Annotated in this window: 14 protein-coding genes and 1 tRNA gene; 12 read left to right on the top strand and 3 right to left on the bottom strand. The window is 44.7% G+C overall.

Going from position 1 to position 16,742, the window contains the following annotated elements:
- Positions 1 to 12: 12 nt before the first annotated feature.
- The 9 genes from A3EU_RS0100105 (at position 13) to A3EU_RS35420 (ending at position 9,854) form a co-directional block, all read left to right on the top strand.
- A complete protein-coding gene (locus A3EU_RS0100105; protein ID WP_020534078.1) occupies positions 13 to 936 on the top strand; it encodes a DUF72 domain-containing protein in 924 nt (307 codons plus the stop codon).
- Positions 854 to 3,025 (top strand): polyphosphate kinase 1, encoded by a 2,172-nt coding sequence (gene ppk1 / locus A3EU_RS0100100; protein ID WP_245569317.1) that lies wholly within the window; start codon positions 854 to 856, stop codon positions 3,023 to 3,025. The genes A3EU_RS0100105 and ppk1 overlap by 83 nt, the downstream gene beginning before the upstream one ends.
- Positions 3,026 to 3,272: 247 nt before the next feature.
- A tRNA-Gly gene (locus A3EU_RS0100095) sits at positions 3,273 to 3,345 on the top strand.
- 306 nt (positions 3,346 to 3,651) lie between these two features.
- Positions 3,652 to 5,304 (top strand): DNA polymerase/3'-5' exonuclease PolX, encoded by a 1,653-nt coding sequence (locus tag A3EU_RS0100090; RefSeq protein ID WP_020534076.1) that lies wholly within the window; start codon positions 3,652 to 3,654, stop codon positions 5,302 to 5,304.
- 166 nt (positions 5,305 to 5,470) lie between these two features.
- Positions 5,471 to 6,007 carry a DUF1573 domain-containing protein gene (locus A3EU_RS0100085; RefSeq protein WP_020534075.1) on the top strand — a complete coding sequence of 179 codons (537 nt, stop codon included), beginning with the start codon at positions 5,471 to 5,473 and terminating at the stop codon, positions 6,005 to 6,007.
- Positions 6,008 to 6,232: 225 nt separating this feature from the next.
- On the top strand, positions 6,233 to 7,120 hold the full coding sequence (locus A3EU_RS0100080; protein ID WP_020534074.1) for a UbiA-like polyprenyltransferase: 888 nt from the start codon (positions 6,233 to 6,235) through the stop codon (positions 7,118 to 7,120).
- 259 nt (positions 7,121 to 7,379) lie between these two features.
- On the top strand, positions 7,380 to 7,652 hold the full coding sequence (locus tag A3EU_RS28870) for a phosphopantetheine-binding protein (protein WP_020534073.1): 273 nt from the start codon (positions 7,380 to 7,382) through the stop codon (positions 7,650 to 7,652).
- Between the two features lie 239 nt (positions 7,653 to 7,891).
- Complete coding sequence (locus A3EU_RS0100070; protein WP_169433303.1) at positions 7,892 to 9,724, top strand: histidine kinase dimerization/phospho-acceptor domain-containing protein; 1,833 nt, start codon at positions 7,892 to 7,894, stop codon at positions 9,722 to 9,724.
- On the top strand, positions 9,648 to 9,854 hold the full coding sequence (locus A3EU_RS35420; RefSeq protein WP_083937192.1) for an ATP-binding protein: 207 nt from the start codon (positions 9,648 to 9,650) through the stop codon (positions 9,852 to 9,854). The genes A3EU_RS0100070 and A3EU_RS35420 overlap by 77 nt, the downstream gene beginning before the upstream one ends.
- Before the next feature lie 45 nt (positions 9,855 to 9,899).
- Here the strand turns inward: A3EU_RS35420 and A3EU_RS0100065 are convergent, their stop codons facing one another.
- The 3 genes from A3EU_RS0100065 to A3EU_RS0100055 form a co-directional block, all read right to left on the bottom strand.
- Positions 9,900 to 11,036 carry a sodium ion-translocating decarboxylase subunit beta gene (locus A3EU_RS0100065; protein ID WP_425412631.1) on the bottom strand — a complete coding sequence of 379 codons (1,137 nt, stop codon included), beginning with the start codon at positions 11,034 to 11,036 and terminating at the stop codon, positions 9,900 to 9,902.
- 235 nt (positions 11,037 to 11,271) lie between these two features.
- Complete coding sequence (locus tag A3EU_RS0100060) at positions 11,272 to 13,158, bottom strand: biotin/lipoyl-containing protein (RefSeq protein ID WP_020534070.1); 1,887 nt, start codon at positions 13,156 to 13,158, stop codon at positions 11,272 to 11,274.
- A gap of 8 nt (positions 13,159 to 13,166) precedes the next feature.
- Positions 13,167 to 13,427, bottom strand: a complete 261-nt coding sequence (locus tag A3EU_RS0100055; protein WP_020534069.1) for an OadG family transporter subunit — start codon at positions 13,425 to 13,427, stop codon at positions 13,167 to 13,169.
- A gap of 267 nt (positions 13,428 to 13,694) precedes the next feature.
- Between A3EU_RS0100055 and A3EU_RS0100050 the strand changes: the two genes are divergently transcribed.
- The 3 genes from A3EU_RS0100050 to A3EU_RS0100040 are packed head-to-tail and all read left to right on the top strand — an operon-like array spanning position 13,695 to position 16,681.
- Positions 13,695 to 14,999, top strand: coding sequence for an aspartate kinase (locus tag A3EU_RS0100050; protein WP_071596844.1), 1,305 nt, complete (start codon positions 13,695 to 13,697; stop codon positions 14,997 to 14,999).
- 8 nt (positions 15,000 to 15,007) lie between these two features.
- A complete protein-coding gene (gene tilS, locus A3EU_RS0100045; RefSeq protein WP_020534067.1) occupies positions 15,008 to 16,336 on the top strand; it encodes a tRNA lysidine(34) synthetase TilS in 1,329 nt (442 codons plus the stop codon).
- 36 nt (positions 16,337 to 16,372) lie between these two features.
- Complete coding sequence (locus A3EU_RS0100040; RefSeq protein WP_020534066.1) at positions 16,373 to 16,681, top strand: GNAT family N-acetyltransferase; 309 nt, start codon at positions 16,373 to 16,375, stop codon at positions 16,679 to 16,681.
- Positions 16,682 to 16,742: the final 61 nt, after the last annotated feature.

Here is a 16,742-nt window from a genome sequence, read left to right as displayed (position 1 = left end):
AACAGTCCAAGAATGAAATTTGGTAAACTGCAAAATATTGAGAATGTAGATTTTACGCTGCCTGCTGACCCTTTGGCGAACGCAGCGCTTTTGGCTTCGTTTCCAGAAGATGAGCAGCCGATGGCTGTTTATGTCGGTTGCACAGGCTGGAGCATGAAGGAATGGGTAGGCCGTTGGTACCCCAAGGGCACGAAGGCCAAGGATTTTCTGCCAGTGTATGCCAAGCAGTTTAATACCATTGAGCTGAATACCACCCACTACCGTATTCCTGATCCGGATTTGGTGGCGAAATGGTGTAGCCAGGTGCCTGATGATTTTCGTTTTTGCCCAAAGCTGCCACAGACCATTAGCCATAGTAAGAGCCTTGGGCTAGGAGGGGATCAGTTGCCATTTTTTTGGGAAGCTTTGGGTAATTTTGGTAAAAAGCTAGGGAGTTGTTTTATGCAGCTGCCTCCGTATTATGGGATAGATCGGTTACCGCAATTAGCGCAATTTTTGTCGATTTGGCCGAAAGATTTTCCGCTGGCGGTAGAGTTTCGCCACGAAAGTTGGTTTGCGGGAGCGGCAAATATTGAAGAATGGACGGAGGTACTGACCCGTTATGGCACTACGGCAGCACTAACAGATGTTGCTGGTCGTCGAGATGTTTTGCATCAGCATTTGACCAATCAGCAGACAATGATTAGATTTGTCGGGAATGGTCTGCATCCGACTGATTATGGTCGTATACATGCCTGGGTACGGCAGTTGGCTGTTTGGAAAGAACTGGGCTTAAAGACTGTGTATTTTTTTCCTCATGAACCAGATAATATTCTGGCTCCTGATTTGGCCCATTATTTAGTTCAGTACCTTCATGAAACGACTTCTATCACAACTCGGGGGCCTGATCCAATCAGTACTGGGCCGCAGCAAGGTGATCAAATCTTACTCTTCTAATCGTATGGATATTTTTGACAGTAATATACCTTTCATTGCCAGAGATATCAGCTGGTTATCGTTTAATTACCGTGTACTGCAAGAGGCCAAAGACCCTTCGGTGCCGCTCTTTGAACGAATAAAGTTTCTGGCGATCTACAGTTCTAATCTGGATGAGTTTTTCCGGGTGCGAATGGCTAACCATCGTAACCTGATTCGGATTGGGAGGAAAACCAAGCGACAATTACACATTAGCCCTAAGCAGACCGTTCGGACAATCCAGAAGATTGTAGACGAGCAGCAAGAGGAATTTGCCCGCATCTTTGCGACTCAGATTATCCCTGAATTGCGCAAGCACAAAATTATCATCAAACGAAGGATGGATCTCGATGAGGATCAGCAACTCTTCGTGGAAGATTATTTCCGAGACCACATGCTTCCCTTTGTGCAGCCGGTGTTGCTGGTGAAGGATAAAATTCGCCCATTCCTGAACAATGCTCAGTTGTACCTCTCTATTTTGTTGCAAGCGAAGGATGCGCCTGATAGCCCTAGTGAATATGCGCTGGTGAAAATTCCCTCAGATCACCTTCCTCGTTTTATTCAGTTACCGAGCCCTAATGGTGAGTATCACATGATCATCTTGGATGATATTGTTCGCCATTCCGTTAGTTGGATGTTTCCTGGATATGAAATTCTGGACACCTTTTCGCTCAAGCTTACGCGTGATGCAGAGTTGTATATTGATGATGAGTTTTCCGGTGACCTGATCTCTAAAATTAAGCACAGTTTAGCCAAACGCCATGTTGGTCCGGCTTCGCGCTTTGTCTATGATGCGGAGATGCCTGATGATTTTCTTGAGTTCCTCAAGGAGGTATTTAATCTGGAGCGTTTTGATACGCTAAAAGAAGGGCGCTATCATAACAACTTCGATTTTTTCCAGTTTCCAGACTTTGGACTTTCCCATTTGAAAAACCCAGAGCTGCCTCCTTTGGCTTATGCACCGCTAGAGAAAACAAAGGACTTTTTTGGAGCTGTCAGTGAACGAGACCACCTCATTCATGTTCCTTATCAAAGTTACGAATCGACTGTTCGCTTTTTTGAAGAAGCAGCTTCCGACCCTGATGTGACGCATATCAAAATCGTTCAGTATCGTGTTGCCAAGAAGTCGCGTATTATGCAGGCCTTGCTTAAGGCGATAGCATCAGGTAAGCAGGTGTCGGTATTCATTGAAGTGAAAGCTCGCTTTGACGAAGAAGCCAATTTACGCTGGGGCGAGAAGCTGGAAAAGGCAGGTGTAACGGTTCATTACAGTTTCCCAGGGGTGAAGGTCCACTCTAAATTGGCATTGATAAGGCGATTAGAAAACAATAAGGAAGCCAAGCTTTACAGTTATTTAGCAACAGGCAACTTTCACGAAGATACCGCCAAGGTTTACGGCGATTTTGGCCTATTCACTGCCGATGAGCGGATTGTAAACGAAGTAGCGCGCGTGTTCTCTTATCTAGAGACCGTCAAGATTCCTGAAACACCTTTTGAGCACCTTTTGGTTGGTCAGTTTAACCTTCGGGAGAACCTGGAAAAGAAGATTGATTTTGAAATACAGCAGGCAAAAGCTGGCAAGGAAGCCTGGATGATTCTGAAAATGAATAGCCTTCAGGATCCTCGTATGATTAAAAAACTTTATCAGGCTTCACAGGCCGGGGTGAAGATTAAGATGATTATCCGTGGAATATGCTGTTTGGTGCCTGGTAAAAAGGGGTGGAGCGAAAACATCCATGCTATAAGTATTGTAGATCGCTACCTGGAGCACGCACGGGTTTTTGTCTTCCACCATGGTGGTGAAGACCAGATGTACCTTTCTTCTGCCGATTGGATGACCCGCAACCTAAGTTATCGTGTAGAAACAGCTTTCCCCATTTATGATGAAAACATCAAGGTAGAAATCATGGAGAGCCTGCAATTACAATTAGGGGATAACGTAAAAGCCAGAATACTGGACGAGTCGCTTTCCAATACTTATTACCAATCAGGAAATGACCTCGCGATTCGTTCGCAAATCGAGACCTACTATAGCGCAAAGCGACAGTCGGATGAGCAGATTGGTAATTGAAAGAGGTTAAGTATCCAAAGTAAATCACGGTGCCAACTCCTCTAAAGGTCGGTTTAAGGAAAGAGTGAACTTTGATGTGAGATCGTTGAAATTTTATTTTCACCATACCACTTTGATTATCAACCTATTCAGAAAAAGAATAAAAAAAGATGATTTTTTTTCTTGATAAAGCTTGCAAAAGAGGAATGATCTGTCTTATATTTGCATCGCTTTAGAAATAAAGCATATGGCTGAGCAGCCAGCAGACGCGGATGTAGCTCAGTTGGTAGAGCGCAACCTTGCCAAGGTTGAGGTCGCAGGTTCGAATCTTGTCATCCGCTCAAACCTAGCAGTTCTGGAGAAATCCGGGACTGCTTTTTTTTTGCTCCGGAGGGATCGTGCTACGATTCTTCCCATTGGAATTGACCAAGAAAAAACAAACGCTCTGCCTTTTCGCATACCGTACGAGTTATCTTTGCATGGATAGCGTTTGTATAATTTCAGGTATGACTAGACTAAATAGATCAAGTTCACCTTGTATGACTACAAATCCCTATACCCTATACCACGTACTTTGTACGGGAAGGTTGGTGTCCTAAATAAACATTTACGTTCCGTCCAACAAACCTGATCATAAATAGCCATAAATGACCAATAAAGAAATCGCTACTGCTTTTCGTGAACTGTCTCGCCTGATGGAACTACATAAGGAAAACCCTTTTAAAATTCGGTCGTACCAAAATGCGTACATGACTCTTCGCAAGCTAGATCAACCAGTCGAGGAACTAGCAGAGGCAGAACTAGCGAGCATCAAAGGCATAGGAAAGGCCATTTCAGGAAAGATCCGTGAGTTGGTGACCAACGGAGAGATGGAAGCTTTGGAGAAATACCGGGAAATGACGCCAGTGGGTGTTCGGGATTTGTTGGGCATATCTGGTTTTGGCCCCAAGAAGGTGCGTACCGTCTGGCAGGAAATGGGAGTGGAGAGTGTTGGAGAGTTACTCTATGCCGTTAACGAAAACCGCCTGATTGAGATCAAAGGGTTTGGTTTGAAAACCCAGGAAGACCTCAAGAAAAAATTGGCCTACTTTAAATTGAGCCAAGGCAAGTTTCTGTATGCTCGATTGGAAGAACACGCTAAAGATATTCGCGAATTGCTACAGCAGCAATTTCCCGATGCTCGGGTGGAATGGACAGGTGCTTTGCGCCGCAAGTGCCCGACGCTGGAAAGTGTAGCGATTTTGTTAGGCGGCGTAGCTGCACAAGAAGTAGCTGACCAGCTGGAATGGCCAGAAGTCACGGTCTCAGGAAACACGATTAAGGCACTTACAGAAGATGAAATTCCGGTAACCCTTTACTGTTGTGCAAAAGAAGAATGGGGCTCTAAGCAGTTTCGTTACACGGCTGGCCCTGATTTTATGGAGGCTTTCCTGAAGGCTTTTCCTGGTGTAGATTTCAAGGGTGTAGCCGAAGAGGAAGAAGTCTTTGCTAAAGTAAAACTCCCTGTATTACCACCAGAATTAAGAGAACAGGAATGGGGACTTGAGCTGGCACAGGACAATAAAATACCTGCGCTTATAGAAGCAACGGATATCAAAGGCGTCATCCACAGTCATACGACCTACAGCGATGGTATCAATACCTTGCCGGAAATGGTGGCTTACGCCCAAGCCCAGGGGTACGAGTATATCGGTATTACCGATCATAGCAAGGCGGCTTTTTATGCCAATGGCCTGAAACCGGAGCGAGTGCTTCAACAGTTCAAGGAAATTGACGAGTTGAATGCTCAAATGACTAATTTCAGAATATTGAAAGGTATTGAAAGTGATATTCTGGCTGATGGGTCGCTGGATTATGAGGAGGATTTGCTCAAGCAGTTTGATTTCATCATCGCCAGTGTACACTCTAATCTTCGGATGGATGAAGAGAAAGCCACCCAGCGGTTGCTCAATGCTATTGAAAATCCTTATACTAGTATGTTGGGGCATCCTACGGGGCGTTTGCTGTTATCACGCCCAGGATATCCGATTGATCATAAGAAGGTCATTGATGCTTGTGCAGCCAATCAGGTGGCGATTGAACTTAATGCCAGTCCTTACCGTTTAGACCTCGATTGGACATGGATTCCCTACGCCTTAGAAAAGGGCGTTTTGATTTCTATCAATCCAGATGCCCATAGTAGAGAAGGTATCCACGATATATATTTTGGTACCTTAGCGGCCCGCAAAGGCGGACTGACTGTCGAACACTGTATTAATGCACGTTCGGCGGATGATTTTTTGGCTTTTGCTAAGAAATAGAGAAGGAAAATATTAGGACAATAGGTCGTTCAAGGTGTTTAAAGATACCCTTAACAACCGGTTAACAATTTTTGCCGAGCACTTAACAACGCCTTGGCTGGGATTGCTTAATTTTGTGTCAGTAAGATAATCATAAACCATTTTTCACACTAAATCAATTGGAAAGATGCTGAAGTATATTCAGACCCTTGTATGTGTAGCTGTTGTGGCTGCATTCGCAGTAAGTTGCCAGAGTGGCAATAGCGATGTTCGTGAAGCTGCTCGCGAAAATGTTGAAGCTCAGGCTGTTCAGCCTGCAAACCAGGCGCAGAACCCTAACGTTCAGCAGCCTGCAACTCCTGCTGTTCCTGCTGGTCCTACCACTAGCATGACTTTTGAGGAAACTACTTATGACTTCGGTACAGTAAACGAAGGCGAAATGGTTTCTCACACTTACACGTTTACCAACACAGGTAGCGAAACACTTGTACTGAGTGACGCTAAAGGAAGCTGTGGTTGTACCGTACCAAAGTGGCCACGCGAGCCTCTTGCTCCTGGTGCTAGCGCTGATATTACCGTTGAGTTCAACTCTAAGAACAAGAAAGGTAAGCGTAACCAGAAAGTAACTATCACGGCCAACACCAATCCTCCTCAGTCGTTCATTTACCTGACTGGTGAAGTAACGCCTGCTGAAGGTGGTGCAGCTCCTGCTGTTACTCAATAGTTATTGCGCAGAAAATAACCTGCGATTTTTCCTAAGTTTTCCAAATAGTTAAAACGCTTTAAATGAAGCGCTTATTCAACTATGTTGAAAAACAAAATCGCGTTTTATTTTCGTGCTGTTCCTGATTTTAGACTTAAAATTTAAGTCGATGAGCCATTCTGGTAACAGGATGGCTCATTTTTTGTTATAATGGGGTGAATTTCACCTCAAGTCAACATTTCCTTTATGTCGGTTATCGGATTCGGACAACAATTCAAAAGTTACCTTTCGTTAGTAAAGTTCAGCCACACCATTTTTGCACTACCGTTTGCCTTGGTAGGTTTTACACTGGGAACTTTAGAAACAGGCGTTTTTAATAGCCAGCTACTTTTACTGGTGATCTTGTGTATGGTGTTTGCGCGATCTGCGGCGATGGCCTTTAATCGCTACCTTGATCGTGATATAGACGTTCAGAACCCACGTACCAAGGTACGAGAAATTCCTGCCGGGGTGATTTCTGCCCGGTCAGCATTGTACTTTGTTATAGGCAACAGTCTATTGTTTTGGCTCACCACTTGGTTTATCAATCCACTTTGCTTTGCGCTGGCGCCTGTTGCGTTATTGGTGGTTTTAGGCTATAGTTATACGAAGCGTTTTACTTCTTGGTGCCATTTTGTACTTGGCCTAGGTTTGGCTTTGGCTCCTGTTGGGGCTTTTCTAGCTGTAACGGGGTATTTTAGTGTAGTGAGTGTACTTTATGGTGCCGTTGTTCTCTTATGGGTCTCCGGTTTTGATATCATTTACGCTCTCCAGGATCGAGATTTTGATGAGGGCCTGGGTTTACAGTCTATCCCTGTAGCTTTGGGCAGGGTAGGGGCCTTACGACTATCCAATGGCCTGCACATGGTGTGTGGCCTTTTGCTGCTTTGTGCTGTTTATCTGCAAGGAGGTAGCTATCATGCTTTTGACTGGCTTCATTGGTTGGCCGCTGCGATCTTTTTGTTGCTACTAGGCTATCAGCACACCCTCGTCAAGCCAGATGATCTTTCTAAAATCAACATCGCCTTTTTTACGACTAATGGCTTGGCAAGTTTGGTGTTTGGTGGCTTGTTGATATTGGATGTGTGGGTGTGAGTATAAATTCGCTATTCGCTTAAGTTGACGACATTAAGGTTGTACCTCCGCCGCTGACATCATCCCCTGTTCTGTGACATCATAACTTGATACAAGTTATCCCGTAAGAATGTAACGTTCCCTTCATTAACAGTATAAATTACCGCATCATCAGCGTTTTCTGGTGCTAGTTAAATCCAATAAAGCTGTTTTTACGTACTTCACAACGCAACCCTTACACTTTAAAACCTTTACACCCTTACACTTTAAAAACCTTATCATGTTCACAACAACCCTTATTGACACCACCAATGTAGTTCGTTTTCTTCGTCTCACACTTAGGCAAATAAAGCCCAGTTTACCTGAAAACATTGACACTTCGGACAATTTTAAACAAGACTGGGGCTTAGATTCCCTTGATTTGGTGGAATATGTTGCTTGTATTGAAAAACACTTTATGATAACTGTCTCCGATAAAGACCGGGAGCAGATGGTCAGCATCCAGGCCGTACTGAACTATTTATTAAGTAAAACAGAAATGGCTACAGCATAAAAAGCCAAGCACCTCGGCAGAACAAGTCTAGTTATAATTACTGATTTTATGGGACAAGGAGCATGTGTAGATGGAAAATAAAAATATGTGGTTAACTTTGGTTACCTCAATGTTTTATAAGGAACAATGTTTTGGGGAGCCACGCTATGAAAAAACACATTACACTTCTTTTCCTCTACCTGAGTATTTGCATATTGCCGAATACCTATTCACAGACTTTTAAGGAGAATATTGATAGTATGCTTCGTAACCTCGAAACCGTAACGGATACTCGAGGACAGATCGATATACTCAATGAGGTAGCTTATTCTTACCGAAGACTTTCACCGGATAGCGTATTGCTATACAGCAATCGTGCTATTGCTTTGGCCAATAAGGTCGGCTACAAGAAAGGGTTGTCTTTTGCCTACAAAAATAAGGGCATTGGCTACTATAAACTTGGGATTGCTCCGGATACGGTCATCTATTATTATCAGAAAGCAATAGATTATGCCGAGGAAGTTAATGATTATTATACCCAGGCAGCTTGTTACAATAATATCGGATTGGTAGGGATTGCAGAATTAACATATAATGAATCTATTCAGTATTTCCTTAAAGGAGTAAAGGTGTTTGATGCGTATATTCCTGAAGAGAACCGCCTTAAGGCACTGATATTAGGGAATTTAGGGACAGCTTATCATCGTGATGGGGATAATAAACGCGGTATTCGTTATTACGAAGAATCATTGGCTATGGCCAAAAGGCTAGGTGATAAATCTATACCCTCCATTTTTGTTGATGAACTTGCTCGAGCAAGGATGGAAGAGGGCGATATCGAAGGAGCACTTCGAGATATAACGGACTTGATGCCTTTGCATGATGAATTAGGTGACTTTGAATCTAAAGCGGAAACACTCCTGACTTTAGCAGAGGTAAAGATGGAAATGGGGGAATATAGGGAAACCATCAAGCATGGAAAGGAAGCTTATGCTATTGCCTTTGAACGTGGTTTTTCCCGCATTCAGTCGCGTGCTTTGATTTGGATGGCCTATGGCCTTAAAGGTAATGGAGAGCTAAATGAAGCTGTAGCGACCGCCAAGGAGGCCCTTGACATTGCAGCGATGGGATTCTCCCTGGAGCTGCAATCAAGGGCAGTTGGTATTTTAGCCGATGCTTATTCTGAATTAGGCGATTTTCAAAAAGCCTATGAATATGCCGAGTACTACAATCGTTTGGTTAAGCAAAGGCAAGACCAGGAAAAGCAACGAATCACAGATGAATTGGAAGCTAAATATCAAAATGAAAAACAACTATTAGAAATTAGTGAGCTCAAAGAAGAGAAAGAGGCGCAGGAAAGAAGGTTGTATGGTTTAATTATACTTGTTCTGTTTGGTGTCTGCGTATTAGGGGTCATGGTTTATAACATCCGTCAGAAAAACAAGGCAACGGAAGCGCTTAACGAAAAGAATATTGCTCTTCAGGCTGCAGAACAAAGTCTTTTTGATAAAAATCAGGAACTAGAACGCTATATAGAATCCAACCTTCAATTGGAAAACTTCGCTCATTTGGCGTCTCATGACTTGCGAGAGCCTATGAGGAATATCGTTAGTTTTTCACAGTTGCTAGAAAAGAGCGGAAAAGAAAAATTAAGTGAACGCGAGCTTGAATACCTCGGGTTTATCCGCAAAGGAACACGACGTATTGAAGGGCTTGTGAAAGATCTTCTGGATTATTCGACCATAACGCATACTTCTTTAGAAATTACGAATGTTTCGATAATGAAGTTAATTGAGGAGGTTAACAGCGATATCCAGCAGTTACTGAATGAAAAGAGAGGGGCAATCATTGTCAATGATCTTCCGGAACATATTTCGGCCGATGGTTCTCGCATGTATCAATTGTTTCAGAATTTATTGACCAATGCGCTTCGTTATAGTCGAGATGGTGTAGCGCCAGTAATAGTCATCTCAGGGGAAGAAGGTGCCACCCATTATAATTTTGAAATTGCTGACAATGGCATTGGTATTGAGGCTGAATTCTTCGGCCATATTTTTTGTATTGTTCAAAACATTAGAAAACAAGAGCATTAACAATAGTTCGGGAATAGGTCTGGCCACCTGTAAAAAAGTAATAGAAGACCATAAGGGAAAAATCTGGTTGGAGTCTAAAGTAGGAGAGGGTACCACCTTCTATTTTACCATCGCCAAAAACTTGGGCTAATTAACCTTTACACCCTTACACATATAAAACCCTTACACCTTTTTTCTAACCGGCCAATTTCGCAATTAAAACCCCAGCAGCTACCGCCGACCCAATCACCCCGGCAATGTTGCTTGCCATTGCATATTGTAGAATATGGTTGCGGGGATCATGCTTCAAGGCAATTTCATTGGCTACCCTGGATGCCATTGGTACAGCACTTAAACCTGTAGCTCCGATGAGTGGGTTTATCTTTTTGATAACGAATAAGTTGTGGATTTTTACTGCGGCTATTCCTCCAAAGATAGAAATGGCAAATGCCAGGAACCCTCCACCAATAATCAAAAGCGTTTGCCCATCTAGGAAAGTGGTGGCCGTCATGGTAGCACCAATAGTCAGCCCCAAAAAGATGGTTGCTGCGTTCATGATGGTTTCTGATGCCGCCACGAATAGTCTGTTGGTACTGGAGCCTACTTCTTTAATCAGATTACCAAATAGTAATAAGCCAAGTAAAGGTGCTGCTGCTGGAACAATAATAGCTACCAGTATGGTCAAGACAATGGGAAATAGGATTTTCACCCTTCGCATATTTTTTATCTCATAGCGATTGGGATACAGGCGATCCTGCTCCTTCATGTTGATCTTTAACTCCGTGTCACTTACGGTAAGTCGAACAACGAGAGGAATAATAACGGGTACTAAAGCCATATAGCTATAAGCCGCAATTGCGATAGGCCCCAGTAGCTTGGGAGCCAGCACAATGCTGGTGTAAATAGCGGTTGGGCCATCGGCGCCACCAATGATACCAAGGGCTCCGGCTTCTTGTGGCGTGAACCCCAAAAGAATGGCCCCGATCAACACCGTGAAGATGCCCAATTGGGCTGCAGCACCAAAGAAGGCTAGCTTCAAATTGCGAAGCATAGGACCAAAGTCGGTCATGGCACCCACCCCCAGAAAAATGAGCGGAGGTAGTAATCCACTTTTGATGAGCGTGTAGTATAACAGGTTCATTATACCATACTTCTCCGTCAGCTTGAGTAGGCTCAATTTAGCGATTTCAGGATCTTCAGCAATCGTCATTACCGCCATCTTGCCACCTGGAATATTGGCCAGCAGGACACCGAAACCTATGGGAATCAATAACAGGGGTTCATACCCTTTGAAAATACCCAGGTATAGGAGCAAAATCGCCAATGCGAGCATCAGCAAGATGCCTGGTTGAGCAATGATCTCGCCCAGGGCACTCATCTCGTACAGGCTATAGAAAAAATTCATAGTCCTTTTATTGCGCAGAAATGAAATTGAAATTTCTCTGAATTTTCCAAATAGTTAGCACGCTTTAAGTGAAACGCTTAGCTAACGATTTGGAAAATGAAATTCCATTTTCATTTCGTGCTGTCTTTTTATTGCGCAGAAATGAAACAGGAATGTCCTGCACTTACTTTAAGCGCACAATAATGTCATCTTCTTCAATGTCTTCCCCGTGGCGACCTAATATTTCCACCACCTCGCCAGCTTGATCGGCAGTGATGGCATTGATAACTTTCATGGATTCGATATATGCCACGGTATCCCCAATTTTGAGCACATCACCAACTTTAATGGGCTTTTCAGCACTGTCTTTCGTGAGTAGAAATTTCCCTTCGAGCGGAGCATAAATACTTTTCAGGTTAGCAGCAGGCGGACTAGAAGTAGTGATGCTTGTTGCTGCTTGGGGGGCAGTAGTAGCCGAAGCGTCTTCTGTTTCATAGGAAACGGCCACCTTGTAAGCTTTGCCATCAACCGTGATGGTCATTTCTTTGGGTTGCGCGATGGCTGCCGATGGGGTAGTAGGTGTACTGACAGGAGCTGCCGTGGTTTGCTTTGCCGACTTTCGCTTGGCTAAATCTTGCTGGAACTGCGTTTTCGCGGCACCTGATTTGTAAGCCTCGTATTGGCCGGGGTGCATGGCGTATTCCAACAGCTCTTCGTCATCGAGGCCTGTTTCCCAGCCTTTTTCTTTCATCTTTTGGCGGTAATCAGGCAAGGCGTTAGGGTATAGATCCTGTGGAGTGCCTGTGTAAAATTCGCGATCCTGAGCAACGGCCAAAGCTTTGATGTCTTCCCCTAGCTCGCCGAGTAGTTGCCCTGATCGACCGAGCAGCATGCCCCAAGTGTTTTCGTCGATCATAGACCAGCGATCCTTGCCTTTGATGAGCTGAATGGCATTCATTAGTGCCACATTTTTCACATACTGACTGAAAGGAGTTACGAGGGGCGGATAGCCTAGTTTTGGCCAGGCATNTTCGACTTCAGCAAAGAGTTTTAATAACAATTGCTCTTGAGTCATCTTGTCCTTTCCGTTTTTAGCTAACCATTTATTGAGGCTTGCCAAGTTCTTTTCCAAATCAGCCATCAGGCTTCCCATCATACCACCAGGGAGGCCGGGACCAATCAGTAGGCTATTCATGTAGCGATTCTGAGGGTTGATGTAGTAGCCCAGGAAATCATCGATAAACTCTTGGGTCAGGCTACGGGTAGCCATGTAGGCTCCGGTATTGATATCAGGTAAACTGAAACCAGCGTCGCGCAACATAGCGTGGATGGTCAGCAAGTCAGCATGCCCTGTGCCCCAACTGAGCGGTTCCATGCCTACGTCAATGATATCTGCTCCGGCTCGCGCGGCCTCCAAAGAGGAAGCTACCGAAAAGCCGGGCGTCGAGTGACCGTGATATTGTATCAATATATCTGGATGACGCTCCTTTATTCCCTTTACCATTTTGCCAATAGAAACCGGACGACCAATACCGGCCATGTCCTTGATACAGATTTCCTCGGCACCTAACTCGATGTATTGATCTGCCAGCTTGATATAATAATCTACGGTGTGCAGCGGCGAGTGCGTAATAGAAAGGGCTGCCTGTGCAACCATCCCTCCTTCGCGGGCATATTGAAAGGAAAGCGCCAGGTTTTGAGGGTTGTTGAGCCCATCAAAAGAGCGGGCAATATCGGTGCCTTGCTTCTTCTTTACTTTAAACATCAACTGCCGTACATCGGCGCCAACGGGGCTCATGCGGATACCGTTCAGGCCGCGTTCCAGCATCTGCGTTTGGATACCCACATCGTTGAAAGGCTGGGTCCATTCTCTGACGGCGGTATTGGGGTTTTCGCCATAAAGCAGGCAAATTTGTTCAAAACCACCACCATTGGTTTCCACACGGGAGAAACATCCCATGTCAATGATAGGCTGCGCAACCCGCACCAGTTGATCTACTCGGGGCATATATTTACCGGAGGATTGCCACATGTCGCGATAGACAAGACAGAGCTTAATTTCTTTTTTCATACCAAGTATTAAAGAGGATCTATTTTTTGAATGCTTCCCTGGCCTGCTGTACTTACGTCTACAGCAGCTGTAATAACAGCAACGATGGCCGGGTCAAGGGAAGAAGAGGAGGAGGAAGGAGGCGTTTTTTTTCCTGGTCCACCAGGAGAGGCTCGGTTAACCAGCTGGATAAGCAGCCGACCAGCCAGGACAACGAGTCCTAGCACCAGCGCAACGGTGGTCATGCCTACTAGCAGGAGCTCTAAGGCATCCCGAATGGCTTGTGTCATTGGTTATTCTGTTATCTGGTGGGAAAATTACTTTCCCAAGGGCGTTGAAATAGTTGCTAAAACAAACGTAAAAATAGAAAAATGTTGCAGGATTGTGCCTTGGCGGAATTTTATTCTAAAATAAAATGTTTTAGTTGTTGCTTCTTCTAATTGTGCCAGGGGGGATGAATTCGTTGTAAGGAAATGCATAGGCATTGTGTTTAAACCCATTATCTTTGCAGCATTTTCAGACCGGGAGTAGCTTTACTTCCTTTATTTGAACGCCGCGTGAAGAAAGAATTAAAAGTTTTCAAGTTTGGTGGTGCCTCACTTAAGGACCCCGCTGCGATGAGAAACGTAGCAAGCATTCTCCGTAATTATGAGGGGGAAAGATTAATCATTATTGCTTCGGCTACGAGTGGTACAACCAATGAACTCGAAGAGGTAGTTGGGGCTCATCAAAGTGGTGATCAGGCCAAGGCAATGGAGAAGCTGAATACTATTCGCCAGCGGCACTACGACATTACTCGCGAGTTGCTGGGAGAGCAACATCCTGTCTATGATCAACTCAACGATCACCTCGTGGCTGTAGAGTGGGTATTGGAAGAAGAGCCTCACGAAAATTACGACTATATCTACGATCAGATTGTACCCGTAGGCGAGTTGATTTCTTCGCAGATAATGGCTGCTTTTCTATCGGCAGATGGCCTACCTACTCACTGGCTGGATGCCCGCGATGTGGTACTTACTGATGATATCTTCCGTGAAGGTTGGGTAAAGTGGGAAGAAACAGAAGAACGGGCCCGCCGTCATGCATTGCCGCTGCTCGATAAGGGCGGATTCGTGATGACCCAAGGCTTTATTGGTAGTACTACCGAGAATTTCTCCATCACGTTAGGTCGAGAAGGATCGGATTACACCGCCGCCATTTTTAGCTACTGCCTGAATGCCGAAGGAATGTATATCTGGAAAGATGTGCCTGGCGTACTGACTGCCGACCCACGGCTTTTCGAGAATGTAACTAAACTGGATGTCCTCTCTTACCGGGAAGCCATTGAGATGACTTATTACGGTGCTAAGGTGATTCACCCCAAGACGATCAAGCCGCTTCAGAACAAGAATATCCCTTTGTATGTAAAGTCATTCATTGACCCTACAGGCGGCGGTACAGTGATTTCTGACGAGATCGTAGACAAGTACCCGCCGATGGTAACGGTTGAAAAAGAACAGGCACTGTGTACCATTTCTGCCCGCGACTTTTCTTTCGTGGCTGAGCACCACATTAACCGAATGTTCAAGGTCATTACCGACCTCCGACTACAGGTGAACATGATGCAAAATACGGCCCTCAGTTTCAATGTATGTTTTAATGATATTGATGATAAAGTGGACCGCTTTGCAGAGATATTGGAGAAAGACTTTAAGGTAAACATCAATCGAGGATTGGAGACCATTACGATTCGTCATTATGATGAATTGACGTTGGAAAGCCTCAAGCTGGGCAAGATGGTCTTGGTGGAAGAGCGCTTGCCGCAAACCATTTTAATGGTCGTTAAAACCCTGCCCGTTATTAAGCGGAAGGATAATAAGTAGTATCAGATTTGCTGAATCTAATAACCTCATTCATTCGGGAAAAAGCGCTTTTTTCGCCGACCGATCAACTGCTTCTGGCAGTGAGTGGAGGTATAGATTCTATGGTGTTGCTTCATGTGTTGTGTGAGTTGGGGTACAAGCCAGGCGTCATTCATTGCAATTTTCAATTGCGGGCAGAGGCTTCTGAGGAGGATGCCGCTTTCGTCCAGCAGCAAGCAGAACGACTGGGCTTACCTTTTTTCTGCCGACGCTTTGATACCCAAGCTTATGCCGTGGAACAAAAGTGTTCGATTCAAGTGGCGGCTAGAGATTTGCGTTATGCCTACTTTGCAGAGATTGTAGAGCAGGAAGGCTACGAATATTTACTTACTGCTCATCATCTGGATGATAGATTGGAAACCTTTTGGCTCAATTTTACGCGTGGTGCTGGTTGGCGAGGCTTAGTGGGCTTGAAGGCAAAAAGAGGGAATATCCGACGTCCTTTGTTGGCAGTCAATCGCCAGCAAATTGAAGCTTATCAACAAACACATGAGGTAGCATTCCGTGAAGATGAAAGCAATGCGGAGGACAAGTATCGGCGCAATTTTTTTCGCCATCAGGTCTTACCTCCGTTATATGAGGCGACACCCGATTTAGCAGAACGCTCGGCTACTAATTTTCAGCAACTTGAAGAAATGCTTGAGTTGTATGAAGAACGGCTCAGTGAATACCGCACCGATTGGTTCCGATGGGATGGGGGAGAGGCCGTTGTTGATATCAATGCTTTGCGAGAACACAAGGTAGCAGCAACCCTTTGCTGGGAGTTGTTTAGCCCTTATGGTTTTTCCAAAGAACAGACCCGGCAGATTTTAGCGGTCTCGTCCGGGAGTTTACTCGAATCTTCCACCCACCGTTTGTTGATTAAGGAGAAGGAGGCTATTCTTCAAGTATATACATCTTTAGCAACGCAAGAAAACCTAATTTGGCCACAAGATCAGCTGCTTGTTCGTTTCGCCGAGCGTTTTACGATGAGCCAAACGATAGTACCTGTACCGGAAAAATTTGGAAATACACCACTGCAAGTCTACGTAAATCCTGCTGAGCTTATCTGGCCACTACAACTACGTTACTGGCAAGATGGAGATCGTTTTGCTCCCTTGGGTATGGACGGTAAACATCAGAAAGTGCAAGACTTTTTTGTAAACAACAAGATTGATCGCCTTCGTCGGCAGCAGGTTCCGCTTCTTTTTAATGGCAATGGCGAATTGATCTGGATTGTAGGCCACCGCCTCGATGAGCGGTTTAAAGTGCCTACTGGTATGTCTCAAGTAATATCCTTTGCCTTACGGGCAAACTGATTAGGTCAGATAACTGTTAACAGCAAAAACAGACTGATGAATTGGATAGCACAAGTTATTAATAACGAAGAGGAGCAACGATTTGAAATTTCGGTAGATGGGCATACTGCCTTTGCCGAATACCTCTTTCGTAAGAAGGATTTTGTTGTCTATCCTCACACAGTTGTCCCTGAAGCTATTGGTGGACAAGGAATCGGGGAGGCATTGGCAACTTACGCGATGGATTACGCCCTTGAGCGTGGGTTGAAAGTCAAGCCTTATTGCCCGTTTATAGCCAAGTTTATGAAGAATAACCTTGACCAGTATAGTGATTTATTAGCGGATGGCTTCCGATTACCATCTTAACTGAGGGATTGCATTTGGGCATCTGAGGCAAAAATCTTACTTTGTCAGTGTAATTGGGTAC

The organism is Lewinella cohaerens DSM 23179 (assembly GCF_000379805.1).
In the GTDB taxonomy this organism is placed as follows: domain Bacteria; phylum Bacteroidota; class Bacteroidia; order Chitinophagales; family Saprospiraceae; genus Lewinella; species Lewinella cohaerens.
Note: the sequence above shows the minus strand (reverse complement) of the source record. Positions and strands in the feature narration are given on the sequence as shown.